Consider the following 14,677-nt stretch of genomic DNA (forward strand, 5'->3'; position numbering starts at 1 on the left):
GCAGTTTCATTCCTTCCATACGTATGTGTTCCCGTTCCCTGATGTCCTGCGTCCTGCGTCCTGCGCCCGGACCGGGGCTCAGCCCGCCCCGACCCGGTCCACGAACCGCAGCACCCGGTCCCAGGCGTCCGCCGAGGCGTCGGCGTAGGCGTCCCGCTTGGCGTCGAAGAAGCTGTGCGGGGTGCCGGGATAGGTGACGACCTCGTGGTCGACGCCCGCCTCGGCCAGGGCCTCCTCGAACGCCTTCACATGGGCCGGCGGGATGCCCGGGTCCTCCCCGGCCATCAACGCCAGCACCGGTGCCTTCAGGTCGGCCGCCCTGCTGGTCGGACCGGGTGAACCGTCCGGACCGTCGGCCGGCCAGCAGTAGAAGCCGATCACGCCGGCCAGGTCGGAGCGGCCGGCCGCGGCCATCACGGCGAGCCGGCCACCGATGCAGAAGCCGACCGTGAGGACGGCGCTCGCGGCGCCGCCCTCCTCGGAGCGCAGGTGCGCGATGCCCGCGCTCAGGTCGGCGTAGAGCTGGCGCGGGGTGAGCCTGGCCATGTGCTCGGTATAGGGGAAATCGCTTTCTCTTTTGGCCGCGCCGGCCGTGCGGCCGTAGTAGTCGATGACGAGCGCCCGTACGCCGTTCTCCGCGAAGCGTTTGGCCAGCTCCGTGTAGAACCCGTACAGGCCGCGCACGTCGGGCAGGATCACGATCGCTGTGCGCGTGCCGCCCGCCGGGGCGGCGGTGAATGCGGCGAAGGTGTTTCCGTCGGCCGCGGTCAATTCCAGATAGCGGCTCTCGACCGCGGCATCCGGAATCTGCGGTACCGGTGGAATGGCGTCCTCGTCGAAGCACATGTGCCGGGGGCCTCCGTGGGTCCTGTGCGGTTCTTTCTTCTTACGCTGTTACTGACGTGATTTCAGTGGCCGGAGGTACCGATTTCCGAAACTTCTTCAATGGTGAACGGAATTCGGAACGGGGGCACGCCCATGCCTTCGATCCGGTAGCGGTTCCACAGGTCGGGTTCGGTGATGCGGCCCGCCGCGTTCCCCTCGGACGTCCGCAGCACCACACCGGCGCTGCGGTCCCCCACCATCCGGGTCAGCTCCTCGTGGGCCTCCAGTCGTCCGTACCAGCGGTAGCGGCCGTCCAGCGGCTGGAAGCTGCCGGTGAGCCGGGCCCGGACGGTGAACTCGGCACGGCCTTCCACCGCCAGCACCGCCGGACCTTCGTACCCGTCATCGTCCACGATCAACACCCTCTTCTCTAGGCGTCCTTGAGCCAACCGGCCGAGCGCCACACCTTCTCCGAGCGGCCGCCGATCAGCCCGATCGACTTGTAGTACGGGGCGATCCGCTCGGCGCCGTACGCTCCGTTGACCAGCCCGACGGGGTTGTTGCGGCCCGCTTCGACACAGACCTTCGGGTCCAGGCCGGCCCGCTCGTACATCAGCGGGTTGTAGCGGTCCCGGCGGATGGACTTCACCACCGAGGCGAGGAAGTCGCGCAGCATCTGCAGACGCCGCTTGGAGAGCGTGGGCACGAACCGCTCCAGCTCGGTACGGGCGAAGCTGATGTGCCGGGCCTCCTCCACCACGTGGATGCGGGCCACCGTGCGCACCAGCGGCTGCACCGTCTCGTCGTTGGCCTGCTCACGCTGGAAGCGGTCGAAGAACTCCTCGGTGAGCAGCAGCATCGCCCACAGCGCGGGCACCGGGGCGAACGTCTTCAGCAGCAGCCCGGCCCGCTGGGTCTTCGGGTTCACGGGGTAGAACTCCGAGCCCGTCTTTTCCACCAGCTGGGCGAACATGATCATGTGGCGCACCTCGTCCGCCACTTCGGTCAGCGCGAACTGCACCTGCGGGCTGGTGATGTCGCGCTTGTAGGCGTACCGCGACACCAGGTGCAGCAGGATGTGCTCGGTCCACACGCCCGCGGCCAGCGACGACGCCAGCTCCTCACGGCTGAGCAGCAGCTTCTGCTCCATGGACAGGGAGTCGTACAGCTCGGTGCCGTACAGGGAGATCCGCTTCTCGGGCAGGAACCACTTGCCCTCCTCCAGCGGTTCGTCCCAGTTCACGTCGACCCGCGGATCGTAGGAGTGCCGAGCCGACGCGACGAGGAGCTGCGTGGCCTTCTTGGTCTGGCGGACGAGCGGGTCCTCCGAGCGGCGGCCCGGGCGGTCGGTGGCGGTGGTCATCACGACTCCTTGTCCTGTGCGCGCTGAGTGCTGTCCGAAGAGGCATCCGGCAGGCCGGCATCCGCCGAGACCAGCCGGTGCACGTCGACCGTGAGCTGTTCGCGGACCGGGCGGCCGGCCAGGATCTCGACCACGTACCGGGCCGCGAGCACGCCGAACTGGTGCGACGCGTAAACGAGTTGGGGAACGCTGTAGTCCGGGTCCGCGCGGTGCGCGGTGACGTCGGCGATCAGGTCGGCCGGGACGATCTCCCGGGGGATCACCTTCAGCAGCAGCGTCCACAGCGCGTCCTCGGTGATGTCCCCGGGAGCGATCGCGCCCGCGAGCGGGACGGATTCGGCCCGGTAGTCGTAGTAGCGCACGTGCTGGGTGCCCGACAGGTCGTAGCCGGAGACCACGGGCAGCCGGCGGCGTGCCGCCGCCGCGTGCAGCGCGTACTTGGCCCGCCAGCCGCCCAGGGTGGTCACGTCCACGCCGTCGACGACCACGTCCACGCCGTCCAGCAGCAGGTCGGGCGCGTCCGGGCGGACGCCCGCGGTGTCGACCCGGATCCCGGCGAAGGGGTTGACCGACCGGATGCGCTCGGCGGCCACCTCCGCCTTGTTGCGGCCGATGTCCGTGTGCGTGGCGCTCTGCCGGTTGAGGTTGTTCAGCTCGTACTCGCCCGGCTCGGCGAGCACGAAGCGACCCGTGCCCAGGCGGGCGAGCGGTTCGACGACCGCGCCGCCCGTCGAACCGCACCCCGCCACCAGCACGGTGGCGTCGCGCAGCCGCTCCTGCACCTCGCCCGGGATCAGCCCCCGGTTGCGCTCGGTCAGGACCCGGTAGTAGGCCTCCGGGTCCTCGGGGACACCGGCCGGAACCGTCCTGGCCGCGGTGGTGGTGCTCATATCCTCACCCTCCGGATCTCTCCATTGACCCGGCCGACCAACTGCTGGAAGCCGGCGAGGGGGTTGGTCGCGTCCAGCGCGCGCCGGAGCCAGCTCAGGAGCCGCTCCATCTCCGCCCCGCGCGGGACCCGTGCCACGAACGGCTTGACCACCGCGCGCTCCACGTACGCCGGGAAGAGCAGGTCGTCCTCGGGCAGCGAGGGGCGCGTGCCCTCGATCACGGTGATCTCCCCGAGGCTGCGCGTCAGGCGCCGCACGGCCAGGCCCTCCTCGCCGTCGCCGACGAGGAAGCGCGGCCGGGGGGAGAGACCGGCGAGCACCGTGTAGAAGCCGAGCATCAGTTCCAGCGACAGCCGCAGCCGCAGGGCCGGGGAGGCGTCGCGCTGGGAGGGGCGCTGCATCAGGCGCTTGATCTCCCACACCTCCCGCACATCGACCGGCTCCTCGAGCGGCACGTGGTCGAACAGGTTGATGCCGTGGGCCACCTCGCAGGGGAAGGGGGCCCGGTCCGGGTGGGTGACGGGCAGCGGGGCGGTCTCGGTCGTGGCGATGACCGAGACGTAGCGCAGGATCGCGCCGGTCCGCTCCTCCATGCCGATGACGTGGATCTCCTCGCCGTGCCCCGGGCCGGCCGGCTCCGCGAACAGGCCGCGGGCGAAGGCCACGCGGTCGCTGGCGAACCGGGACCGCAGGTACTGCGCGAGCCGGAACCCGTAGATCGCCAGCCGGTAGCGCTCGGGCAGCTGTGACTGCGGCACCGCGAGCACGGTCAGGCCGTCCGGGCGGCGGGCCAGGTACAGCGGGTCGGCCTGTTCGGCCAGGCCCGCCAGGCTCATGTGGTCGTGCACGTCCAGCACGCGCGCCACATAGCGTGCGCGGCGCGCGTCGTCCGCAGGCGGTGTCGCACCGGTGACGGTCTGCGAGGTCACGTCGGTCTCCCCTGCGCGGATGCGTCGTGCGGCCGTGGCGCCGCGGCCGGGACGGAATCGGTCCCCGGCACGAGCCGCGGCTCCATCGACAGGCGGGTGCAGCGTGCCGCCGAGGCCACCATCGCCTCGACGTACGACGCCGCGGAGAAGGCCGCTGCACGCTCCCGGAGCGCCGTCGTCCGGGCCCCGGCCGTCCGGGCCGGCGCCGTCCGCTGCGCGGCCGTCCGGTCGGTCCGCGGGCGGGGCGTCACAGCCGGCGCCCGTACAGCGCACCGGTGATGGCCAGCGCCAGCACCTCCGGCGTGCCCTCGTAGATGCGGGCACCGAACGACTCCCGGACCAGCTTCTCGACCGCGTGCTCGCGGCAGTAGCCGCGCGCGCCGACGATGGACATGGCCTCCTCGGCCACCTCGATCGCCGCGCGGTCGGCGTACATCTTCGCCACGGCCGGGCCGTAGACGGGGGCGGGCAGCATGTTGTCCGCCTGGTGCGCCGCCTGGAGGTACAGCAGCCGGGAGGCCTCGATCTTCGAGGACATCTCGGCCAGCTTGCGCGCCGTGAACTGGTGCTCGTACAGCGGCTTGCCCGCCTGGACGCGCTCGCCCGCCCACTCCTTGGCGATCTCGAAGGCGCCCCGGGCGACCCCGGTGGAGATCGCGGCGACGATCGAACGGGCCTGGTTCGACTGGACGGTCAGGTAGTTCCACCCGCCGCCCTCCCCGAAGACGATGTTCTCCTCCGGCACCCGGACGTCCTCGAAGGTGAGGGTGGTGCCCAGGCAGGCCCGGTAGCCCATCTTGTCGGCCACCGCGCCGCGGGTGACCCCCTCGCTGTCCAGGGGCACGATGAACACGGTCAGCCCGGTGGCGCCGGGGTTGCCCTCGATGTTGGCGAACACCGCCGCCCACTCGGCGACCTTGCCGTTGGTGATGAAGCGCTTGACGCCGTCGAGGACGAAGTGGTCGCCGTCCCGGCGGGCCGTCATCACGTCCTCGGCCAGCTCGGCGTGCTCCGGTATCAGCAGGTCGCAGCCTGCGGTCTCCTCGGTGATGGCGTTGCAGGCGAGGACCGGCCTGTCCCCGAGGAACGGGGGCAGGAAGCGGGCCTGGAGCTGCTGGTCGCCGGAGAACAGCACGGAGGTCTGGCCGAGCAGCGAGGCGCCGAAGATCAGCGCCGTGCTGGCGCAGACCGAGGCGATCTCCTCCATGGCGACCGCCACGCCGAGCACACCCATGCCGCGGCCACCGAGGTCCTTGGGCATGGTCAGGCGCAACAGGCCGAGCCGGTGGCCGGCTTCGACCATCTCCCAGTCGAACTCGTCGGCCGGGGCGAGGTCGTTGGCGAGGGTCCGCGGCTTCACCACGGTCTGTGCGAAGTCGCGGACTTCGTCGCGCAGCTCCTCCACCTCGGGCGGGAGCTGGAACAGCGAGGGCATCGCCGCTTCGTTGAGGGCGCGCAGGTCGGAGAGGGTCGGGGCGTTCGGTACGGCGGTGGTGGTCGCGATCACAGCAGCCGGCTTTCTGTGGTGACGGACGAGGGAGAGAAGAGGCGGTGGTGGGGTGCCTGCGGCCCGGAGCCCGGGTCAGGCACCCGAGGGGGCCGACGCGAGCTGGGCGTAGGCGCGGCCCAGCGGCGGCAGCAGGTCCGCGAGTTGGCGCACGCGGGGCACCGGGCCCTTCGCGACGAGACTGCGGTCGACGATCGCCCGGGTCACGCCGAGCCGGCCCAGCAGGATGAGGTGCAGCGCGTCGGGCCGCACCTCCAGCCGCAGGCTCGCCGGCCGGGGCGCGCCGTCGTGCACGCCGTCGGAGTCCAGCAGGAAGGCCGTGCCGGAATCCCCGGTCAGGACGAACTGGAGGGAGAAGTCGCGCTCCTTGAGCAGGGTTGCGAACTCCGCGTCGGTGAGGGCCGCCCGGAAGGCGTCGGTGAACAGCTGCGGGTCCTGAACGGTCACAGTCGTACTGCCTTTCGTGTCATGTGGCTGGTCGTAAGGGGGCGGCGGGTCAGCGGCCGGCGAGGGCACCGCGGCGGTGCCGCGCCGCCTCGGCGAGGATCAGGTCGGCCGCCCGCTCCGCGAGCATCACGGTGGGCGCGTGGGTGTGGCCGCGCGGCAGGGACGGCAGCGCGGAGGCGTCGACGACGCGCAGCCCGGCCACCCCCCGGACCCGCAGGTGCGGATCCAGTACGGCCTCCGGGTCCCCGCCCATGCCGCAGGTGCCGACCGGGTGGTACAGGGTCTCCGCGTGGGTCCGCGTCAGGGCGTGCACCGTGCCGGGGTCCGGATCGAGGGCACCCGGCGTCAGCGGTGCCCCGAGCCGCGCGGCCAGCGCGGGCCTGGTCAGCACCTGCTGGGCCCGGTGTATCCCCTCGGTCAGCACCCGCAGGTCGTCGCCGTCCGGGTCGGACAGGTAGCGCGGGTCGATCACCGGGTGCGCCGCCGGGTCGGCGGAGGCGAGCCGGACGGTGCCGTGGCTGCGCGGCCGCAGCAGGACCACGCCCAGGGTGACGCCGTGCTGCCGCGCGGCCCGCTCCTGGTCGAGGAAGGGCACCAGCATCCACACGAACTCCAGGTCGGGCGCCGGGAGTCCGGGGCCGCTGCGCAGGAACGCGACGGCTTCCGCGAGGTTGGACGTCAGCCGCCCGCGCCGGCCGCGCAGGAACTCGGTGATCTCGCCCTGCCGGTCGGTCACCCCCGGGGTCACCCGGCCGTGGGCCTCGAACGCCAGCGGCACGTAGAGGTGGTCGGCCAGGCCCCGGCCGACCCGGGGCGAGTGGGCGTGCACGGTGATGCCGTGCCCGCGCAGTTCGTCCGCGTCGCCGACGCCGGAGAGCATCAGCAGCTGCGGGGAGCCGATCGCCCCCGCCGCCAGGACGACCTCGCCGTCGGCGCGTGCCTCGGCGGGCCCGTCGGCGGTGGTGTAGGCGACCCCGACCGCGCGGCCGTCCTCGATCAGGATCCGCTCGACACGGGCGTCCGTGACGACGGTCAGGTTCTCCCGCCGCAGCGCGGGCCGCAGATAGCCGTCGGCCGCGCTCCAGCGCCGTCCCCCGCGCTGGGTGGTCCGCACCGGCCCCGCGCCCTCCGGTTCCAGTGGACGCCCGTCGTCCAGGGCGGGCAGCCCCGCGTCGGCGCAGGCGCCGAGGAACTCGGCCGTGGCCGGACTCGGGTCGCGCAGGTCCTCGATGCGGATCGGCCCGCCGGAGCCGTAGCCGCCCGCGCCCGAGCGGTCCTCGGCCCGCGCGAAGTACGGCCGCACCTCCCCGGCCGACCAGCCGGCGCACCCGTCGTCCTCGGCCCAGCCGTCGAAGTCCGCCAGGTGGCCACGGGTCCAGATCTGGGCGTTGAGCGAGGACGAGCCGCCCAGCGTCCGGCCGCGCGGCCAGTTCAGGATCCGCCCGTCCAGCCCCGGCTGCGGAGTCGTGCGGTAGCCCCAGTCCGCGGAGGTGCCGAACAGGGAGGGGAAGGCGGCGGGGATGCCGATCTCGGCGCGCCGGTCCGGGCCGCCCGCCTCGATGAGCACCACCTGCGCGTCGCCGTCGGCGCTGAGCCGCTCGGCCAGCACACAGCCGGCCGAGCCCGCGCCGACCACGACGTACCGCGCGGTGAGGTCGGCGCCCATCACGTCTCCGCGCGGTGCGCGCTGCGCGCGCCGAGGGCCTTGACGATCTCCGCGGCGAGGGCGGCGTGCCCCTCCATGGCGAAGTGGATGCCGTCGGCGCTCATCAGGTTGGGGCGCAGCCGTACGGGGTGGTGCCACATCTCGATCAGCACGGCGTCGTGGCGCCGGGCCACCGCGCGGATGCGGTCGTTGAGGGCCGCCGTACGGTCGCTGAAGACCGCCAGCTCCGGTACCGACTCGAAGACGTTGGTCACGGTGAACGCGAAGATGTCCGCCCCCTGCGCCCGCAGCGCCCGGTACATGGCGTCGAGGTCGGCCTCGACGCCGTCCAGGTCCGGCTCGGCGTCGAACAGGTCGTTGCCGCCGGCCGCCACGTTGACCAGGTCCGGCCGGAAGGCGAGAACCTCCTCGAGCTGCTCGGCGCGCACCTCACCGGTCCGCTTGCCCTTGACGCCCGTGTTCAGATAGGCGAAGTCGGGCTTGCCCGCGCCGAGCGCGGCCGAGATCCGCTGCGGCCACGGCACATGGGCGTACCCCTCGCTCGGGTCGCCGAGACCGGCGGCGAAGCTGTCGCCCATGATGGCGAGCCGCTGCCACGGGGCCCCGCGCAGCAGGCGCACGGACTCCTCGTGGGAGAGTGCCAGCGGGTCGTCCGTCTCGCTGCGCAGATCGTAAGTCGTCATCTTCTCGTCGTACCTCTCTGGGCGGGCGGGTGGATCAGGCGGCGTCGCTCGGTGCCGCCTGCTGCTGAACGACGAAGTCCTCGATGTCCTTGACCGTGGTGATGTCGGCGGTGGGGCCGGTGCCGAGATCGACCAGCGTGAACTCCTGCTCGATACGGAGCGAGAGCTCGATGACGGCGAGCGAGTCGTAGCCGAGGTCCTCGACGAGCCGGTCCCCGGAGTTCGCCTCACGGGCGCCGAGCGGGCTCATCTCTCCGACGATCCGGCGGACCTGTGCGCGCGACGTGCCGTTGTCCATGTCTCTTTCGTCCCTTTCCTGGCTCTGTGGCTTGTTTCTTGTCCCGGGCGCCGCCGGTGCGGCGCGGGGGACCGGCGGTGCTCAGGCCGCGGCGGCCCGGATCGGGTGCGGCGCGTTCCAGCGCTCGGCGTAGGCGTCGAGGGCGGTCTCCACCGCGAGGTCCCAGGAGGCGACGGCCTTCTCCGCCACGTGCGGCAGACCCACCAGACGCAGCTGCTTGGCCAGTCGCTCCCGGGCGATGTCGACGCTGCCCCGGATCTGGGCGGCGCGGCTGAGCATGGCCGCGTGGAGCGCGGGCACCGGGTTGTGCCGGGAGGGACCGATGAGCACCCAGGCCGCCGCGCCGAGCGACTCGAAGTGCGCGTCCTCGATCACCTGGGCGAACCCGCCGGCGACCCCGTCCTGCGCGGCGCGCAGGCCGTAGGAGACATGGCGCGACTCGTCGCGCGTGACGTTCGTGAGTCCTTCCTCCAGTGCCTCCAGCTTCAGCCGGCGGGCGAGGAAGCGGGTGGTGCGCAGGGCGGTCGCGGCGAGCACGCCCTCCGTGATCAGGTGGTAGTAGATGAGGGCGCGGTACCAGGACTCGCGGTCCTCCGGGTCCTGACGCACCGCGTCGGTGGCGCGGGTGAGTACGGGAGTGAACACCTCGGAGTAGTCGGCGCCCTCCTCGACCGCGTCCAGGCCCGTCCGGCAGGCGTCCTCGAGATAGGTCTGGAAGAAGCGCACATGGCGTGCCTCGTCGGCCAGCTGGGTGCACAGGAAGATCCGGTCGTCCTCCGTGGGCGGCGCGTCGATCAGCGCGCCCAGCGTGTGCGTCACCGTGACCTCGCCGACCTCCAGCTCGCCGAGCGAGCCGAGCATCTGCTCGCGCGAGAAGGGCGTGAGGGACTCCCAGGCCGCCGCGTCCCGGGCCGGGTCGACCTGGGCGACGGCCCACTGCTGGCGTTCCCAGCGGCGATACAGAGCAGCGGAGTTGGCGAGTCGGCCGCGCTGCTCGGCGGCGGTCTCGGGGGCCGTCTCGGTGACGTCGAGTACGAGCCCGGAGGTCGTGACGCTCATATGGCAGCCCCATCCAGTCGCGGTGCGGTCGGTGCGGTCGGTTCGGTCGGGTCGTGAGGCCCGTGTGTGCGGTGCAGGACGTCGCCGGCGAGCGTGCCCTCGCCCGCCTGCCGCCACAGCAGCCGGCGGCGTGGCTTGCCGCTCGAGGTCCGCGGAATCGTTCCGCGCCGGGCCCGCACCACGGTCAGGGCGACCGAGGTGTCCAGGGCCGAGCGCAGCGCGCCCTGCACGGCCTCGAGCCAGCCGTCGCCGGGCGCCTCCACGACGATCACCGCGCCCGGGCGTCCGTCGCGGTCGCCGAGTGCCACCGCGCAGCGGCCCGGCGGCACCCCGGGAACCGAGACGAGCGCCGCCTCCAGGTCCTCGGCGTGCACCTTGCGGCCGCGGACCTTGAGGCTGTCGCCGATCCGGCCGACCACGTACAGCTCGCCGTCGAGCAGGAAACCGGCGTCGCCGGTGCGCAGTCCGTCGTCGCCGAAGGCCCGGTTGGCGGCCGGGTCGGCCGTCTCGTAACCGTCGGCCACGGACGTGCCGCTCACCCGGATCTCCCCGAACGTGCCGTCCGGCAGCGGTGTCCCGTCGTCGTCCACGATCTCCACGGCGGTCCCGGGCACCGGCCGGCCGCAGGAGGCGATCCAGCCCGCGGGCTCCTCCGGCCGGTCGGCGCCGAGGGTGCCGGTGCCGGCGACGGTCACCGGCGCCCCGGTGTCCACCGGGCCGGCCGGGCGGACGATGCGCGCGCCGAGGCCGGGACGGACACCGGTGACGGCGAGCGTGGTCTCCGCCATGCCGTAACAGGGCGTGATCGCGCGGGAGTCGAAGCCGTACGGGGCGAGCCGGGCGGTGAAGTCGGCGACCACGCCCGCGTCCACGCGCTCGGCGCCGCTCATCGCGACCCGCCAGGCCGAGAAGTCCGCGCCCGCCAGCTCCTCGTCGCGCACGCGGGATGTCGCGTACCCGTAGCCGAAGTTGGGGGCGGTGGTGATGGTCACCCCGTGCCTTCCGTGGCAGTCGAGCCACCGGGCCGGGGAGCGGATGAAGTCGACGGGGCTCATCAGCCACAGGTCGATCTGGGCCACGACGGAGCCCAGGAAGGTCCCGATGAGGCCCATGTCGTGGTACAGCGGCAGCCACGACGAGCAGGAGTCCTCGCTCGTCACGCCGAGCCAGCCGTGGATGGCGCGGACGTTGGCGGCGAGGTTGTCGCCGGTGACCCGGACCCCCTTGGGGGTACCGCTGGAACCGGAGGTGAACTGGAGCAGGGCGAGTTCCGCCGTCCGGCGGGCCGGCCCGTCGTCGGCGGGCAGGCCGTCCGGCTCGGGCAGGACCAGGGGTTCTCCCGTCCCGGCCCTGGTGCTCGCCGCGGCGGCGAGCGGGGCGAGCCGGCGGTCGGTCAGCACGGCGGCCGGCGCGGCGGCACCGAGGATCGCGGCCGCGTGCTCGGTGAAGGCCTCGTGTCCGCCGAAGGCGACGGGCGAGGCGATCGGGGACGGGGTCGCCCCCGCGTACATGGTGCCGAGGAACGCCGGTACGAAGCTCTCGGGCTCCTCGACGAGCAGGGACACGACGCCCTTGGTGACGCCGTTGGCGTGCAGGAAGGCGGCTGTGCGGCGGGCCGCCGAGGCGATGCCCGCGTAGTCGCTGAAGTGCCAGTCGCCGTTTCGGTAGTAGTGGATTCCACGCTCGGGCGCGGGGGAGTCCAGCCAGTCGAGGACTGTGTTCATCAATTCCCCTCATGAACCGATGGGCTCTCGTCCTGTGTTACGGGCTGGGGTTGCCGTCCCCTCGCGGCGAATCGAGATTTTCGCCGCGGCTCGGTGCGCGCCGCTGACGTGGGGCGGGGCCGCGGCTGCGTGGTAGCCGCGGCCCCGCCCGGGCCGGCCACGGTCACGGGGGACAGGACCGCGGCCGGCGCTCTCGGGGGTGGGGTCAGGACCTGTCGGCCGAGGACGCGGCGGCCGCGGCCTTGGCGGCGGCCTCCGCCTGCGCCCGCATGTGGGCCTGGATCTGCCGCTGGGTCTCGGCGATCTGCGCCATCGACTTCTTGGTGAACAGCCAGAACCCGGGCACCGCGGAGGCGGCGATGAAGATGCCCGCGAGCAGGAACGCGTCGAGGTACGGCTGCGGGGTGCTCAGATCGCCGGCGGCGAACACCGCCGCCATCGAGGCGACACCGACCGCTCCGCCGAACTGCCGCGCGGTGGTGCTCATTCCGGTGCCCGTGGCGAACTTCAGCGGGTGCACGGAGATGGAGGCCGCGGTGGTCACACTGGTGAGCGCCGCACCGAGCACGGCCCCGCCGAGGGCGCCGTACGGCAGCCACAGGGCCAGGAACTCACGGTCGGAGCCGAGGCCCGTGTACGCCCAGATGCTCAGCGCGAGGAAGGCGGCGGCCGACACGATGACCACCGGCCGCTGCTGCTCCGGCTTCAGCCGGCGGCCCACCCAGATGGCGGCGACCGCGGAGAGCACCGCTCCGGGGGTGACGGCGAGACCGGCCTTCAGCACCGAGTAGCCCCAGATGGTGGTGAGGTACAGGGGGCCGGACAGGAACCAGACGAACAGACCGGCGCCGAGCAGGAACGCGGTGAGGTTGGCCGCCGCGAACATCGACGTGCCCCACAGACCGGTTTCCACGGCCGGGGCCGGGTGCTTGCCGGAGCGCACCAGCGAGAAGGCCACGAGCAGGACACCGGCGCCGATCCAGCCCCACGTGGTGACGGCGTCCCAGCCCCAGTCGCCGCCCTTGGTGAGGCCGATGACGATGCCGGCGATGCCGAGGGTGACCGTGGCCGTGCCGAGCAGGTCGGGCAGCTTGGAGTTCTCCACCGGGCGCTCGGGCAGGCGCAGGGCGCCGAGGAGGACGGCGAGGCCGATCGGGATGTTCAGGACGAACACCGCGCGCCAGTCGATCTCGCTGACGAGCAGACCGCCGAGCGAGGGTCCGGCGGCGGCCGCCATGGATCCGGCCGCGCCCCAGATGCCGATGGCCTCGGCCCGCTTCTCGGCGGGTGTCTCGGACAGGACGAGTCCCAGCGCGGCGGGGATCATGCCGGCCGCGCCGATGCCCTGGACGGCGCGGGCGGCGATGAGCATCTCGACGTTCGGCGCGACGGCGCACGCGAGGGAGGCGACGCTGAACAACGCGACCGACCACAGGAACAGCTTGCGCCGGCCCAGCACGTCGGCGAAGCGCCCGGCCGGGGTGAGCAGGGCGGCGAAAAGGATGCCGTAGCTGGTCACCACCCAGGTCAGGTCGGTGACGGACTCCTTCGGGAAGTCCTCGTGCAGGGCCGGGAAGGCCACGTTGACGATCGTCGTGTCGAGGAAGGCCATGAACGTGGCTGCCGACGTCAGCAGCAGTGTCTTCCCCGCGGTCGAGGGCTCGGCGCCGGGCGCGAGCGTGCCTGAGGTCACTGTTGATCCTTCCAACTAACATTCCTTGGGTATGCGAGTACATACCGTAGGTATGTTGTTGTCAAGCGGGATCCCACGGGGGGTCGGGCGGGCTTCGCGCGTAGCCCAGGGGAAGGCAGCAAGCGAGGCAGCGGGCGGGGGAGCATGCCGCAGTTGCCGGCGACGACAGGAGTCCCGTGTGAACACCACGCACGCCGCGCATGTGCCCGAGCCGGATCGTCACCACGCGGTTCTGCTCGGCATCGGGGACTACCGGCCCCGACGGATCGTCACCAACGAGGAAATCTGCCGCACTCTGGACTCGTCACCCGAATGGATCCTGCGCCGCAGCGGCATCCGCACCCGCTGCTTCGCCGGCCCCGACGAAACGCTCGCGGACATGGCCGCGACGGCCGCGGGGAAGGCGCTCGCCGACGCGGGCGCGGCGCCGGACGAGGTCGACCAGATACTGGTCGCCACCATGTCGGACGTCGGGACGGCGGGCACCGGCGCGGCGGCGGACGGGCTCGCCGCGGAGATCGCGCGCCGGCTGGGTACGGCGGCACCCGCCGAGCAGGTGTCCGCCGCCTGTGCCGGATTCACTGTCGGGCTCTCCCTGGCCGCCGTGTCCGTCGCGAGCGGGCAGGCCCGCACCTGCCTGGTCATCGGCGTCGAACGCATGTCCGACATCCTTGACCCGACGGACCGCTCGACCGCCTTCCTGTTCGCGGACGGGGCGGGCGCGGCCCTGGTCGGCCGCGGCACGGAGCCGGGCATCGGGACCGTGGTCTGGGGCACCGAACCCGCACTGCGCGAGGCCATCACCGTACGGGAGGAGCCGGGCCGGGCGAACCCCGTCATCCGCATGCAGGGCTCGACGGTCTTCCGCTGGGCGGTGACGCACCTGCCCGGCCTCGTCCAGGACGTGCTGGCCCGCTCGGGCGTCGGCCCCGGCGACGTCCAGGCGTTCGTCCCGCACCAGGCCAACCTGCGCATCATCGAGGCGGTCGCGGAGAGCGTGGGCTTCCCCGCCGAGGTCGCCGTGGCCCGCGACATCGTCGACCAGGGCAACACCTCCGCGGCGTCGATCCCCCTGGCCCTCAACCGCATGCGCACGTCCGGCACCCTGCGCGGGGGAGACCTCGCGGTACTGATCGGCTTCGGCGCGGGCCTGACGTACGCGGGCACGGTGATCCGCATCCCCTGACCACCACGGCTGGGCAAGCCCCCGACCACCACCGGGACTGCGCCCGTGCCACACGGGGAGGATCTCCCGCGTTCCACGGCCGCGGGCAGCGGTCTGTGTGCGGGTCGTGTCCGGTGTGCCGGGTGGCTGCGTCAGTTGCCGGGCGCGGGGCCTGGGGCGGCCCGGACAGCCGTGCCCGGTGCCGGGACAGCCGGGCCGGTGGACCGGCCCGAGGGTGGCCGCCGGTGGGCCGGCTGGGCGCGCGGGGCGTCCGTAGGGTGCCCGCCTCCGGCGCGGTGGGCGTCTGCGGGTGGAGGTGGAGCACCGGGTCGTGCTGCCCGAGGGGGCCTGCCGTGCGGGGGTGGTTGGTGCCCGTGGGGTGTCGGGTTTCCGTGGGGCGCGTGTCTGTGCCGGGCGGAAGGCGCGGT

Annotated in this window: 14 protein-coding genes; 1 reads left to right on the forward strand and 13 read right to left on the reverse strand. The window is 72.9% G+C overall.

From position 1 onward, the window contains the following. Positions 1–78 precede the first annotated feature (78 nt). The 13 genes from AC5L3C_RS32485 to AC5L3C_RS32545 all read right to left on the reverse strand — a co-directional run bounded on the left by AC5L3C_RS32485 (position 79) and on the right by AC5L3C_RS32545 (position 13,084). Positions 79–846: a dienelactone hydrolase family protein gene (locus AC5L3C_RS32485; RefSeq protein ID WP_493652690.1), complete on the reverse strand. Its 768-nt coding sequence runs from the start codon at positions 844–846 to the stop codon at positions 79–81. 62 nt (positions 847–908) lie between these two features. Next, positions 909–1,238: a DUF4873 domain-containing protein gene (locus tag AC5L3C_RS32490; protein ID WP_493652691.1), complete on the reverse strand. Its 330-nt coding sequence runs from the start codon at positions 1,236–1,238 to the stop codon at positions 909–911. A 17-nt stretch (positions 1,239–1,255) separates the two neighbouring features. Then, positions 1,256–2,188 carry an AurF N-oxygenase family protein gene (locus AC5L3C_RS32495; RefSeq protein ID WP_019524802.1) on the reverse strand — a complete coding sequence of 311 codons (933 nt, stop codon included), beginning with the start codon at positions 2,186–2,188 and terminating at the stop codon, positions 1,256–1,258. After that, entirely contained in the window at positions 2,188–3,078 is an 891-nt protein-coding gene (locus tag AC5L3C_RS32500) for a HesA/MoeB/ThiF family protein (RefSeq protein WP_493652692.1), read from the reverse strand. Before AC5L3C_RS32500 ends, AC5L3C_RS32495 begins: the two co-directional genes overlap by 1 nt. After that, complete coding sequence (locus AC5L3C_RS32505; protein WP_493652693.1) at positions 3,075–4,007, reverse strand: hypothetical protein; 933 nt, start codon at positions 4,005–4,007, stop codon at positions 3,075–3,077. The genes AC5L3C_RS32500 and AC5L3C_RS32505 overlap by 4 nt, the downstream gene beginning before the upstream one ends. Positions 4,008–4,254: 247 nt before the next feature. Continuing rightward, a complete protein-coding gene (locus AC5L3C_RS32510) occupies positions 4,255–5,514 on the reverse strand; it encodes an acyl-CoA dehydrogenase family protein (protein ID WP_493652694.1) in 1,260 nt (419 codons plus the stop codon). Positions 5,515–5,589: 75 nt separating this feature from the next. Continuing rightward, positions 5,590–5,961 carry a hypothetical protein gene (locus AC5L3C_RS32515; RefSeq protein WP_493652696.1) on the reverse strand — a complete coding sequence of 124 codons (372 nt, stop codon included), beginning with the start codon at positions 5,959–5,961 and terminating at the stop codon, positions 5,590–5,592. Between the two features lie 49 nt (positions 5,962–6,010). Beyond that, positions 6,011–7,627, reverse strand: a complete 1,617-nt coding sequence (locus tag AC5L3C_RS32520; protein ID WP_493652698.1) for a GMC family oxidoreductase — start codon at positions 7,625–7,627, stop codon at positions 6,011–6,013. Beyond that, complete coding sequence (locus tag AC5L3C_RS32525) at positions 7,627–8,310, reverse strand: SGNH/GDSL hydrolase family protein (RefSeq protein ID WP_493652700.1); 684 nt, start codon at positions 8,308–8,310, stop codon at positions 7,627–7,629. Before AC5L3C_RS32525 ends, AC5L3C_RS32520 begins: the two co-directional genes overlap by 1 nt. A gap of 34 nt (positions 8,311–8,344) precedes the next feature. Next, positions 8,345–8,608: an acyl carrier protein gene (locus tag AC5L3C_RS32530; protein WP_125508535.1), complete on the reverse strand. Its 264-nt coding sequence runs from the start codon at positions 8,606–8,608 to the stop codon at positions 8,345–8,347. 81 nt (positions 8,609–8,689) lie between these two features. Then, positions 8,690–9,667, reverse strand: coding sequence for a ribonucleotide-diphosphate reductase subunit beta (locus AC5L3C_RS32535; protein WP_493652703.1), 978 nt, complete (start codon positions 9,665–9,667; stop codon positions 8,690–8,692). Beyond that, positions 9,664–11,391 carry an AMP-binding protein gene (locus AC5L3C_RS32540; protein WP_493652705.1) on the reverse strand — a complete coding sequence of 576 codons (1,728 nt, stop codon included), beginning with the start codon at positions 11,389–11,391 and terminating at the stop codon, positions 9,664–9,666. The genes AC5L3C_RS32535 and AC5L3C_RS32540 overlap by 4 nt, the downstream gene beginning before the upstream one ends. A 205-nt stretch (positions 11,392–11,596) precedes the next feature. After that, on the reverse strand, positions 11,597–13,084 hold the full coding sequence (locus tag AC5L3C_RS32545; protein WP_493652706.1) for a DHA2 family efflux MFS transporter permease subunit: 1,488 nt from the start codon (positions 13,082–13,084) through the stop codon (positions 11,597–11,599). A 178-nt stretch (positions 13,085–13,262) separates the two neighbouring features. Between AC5L3C_RS32545 and AC5L3C_RS32550 the strand changes: the two genes are divergently transcribed. Continuing rightward, positions 13,263–14,270: a beta-ketoacyl-ACP synthase 3 gene (locus tag AC5L3C_RS32550; protein ID WP_493652708.1), complete on the forward strand. Its 1,008-nt coding sequence runs from the start codon at positions 13,263–13,265 to the stop codon at positions 14,268–14,270. Positions 14,271–14,677: the final 407 nt, after the last annotated feature.

The sequence above is a fragment of the Streptomyces speibonae genome (assembly GCF_984686075.1).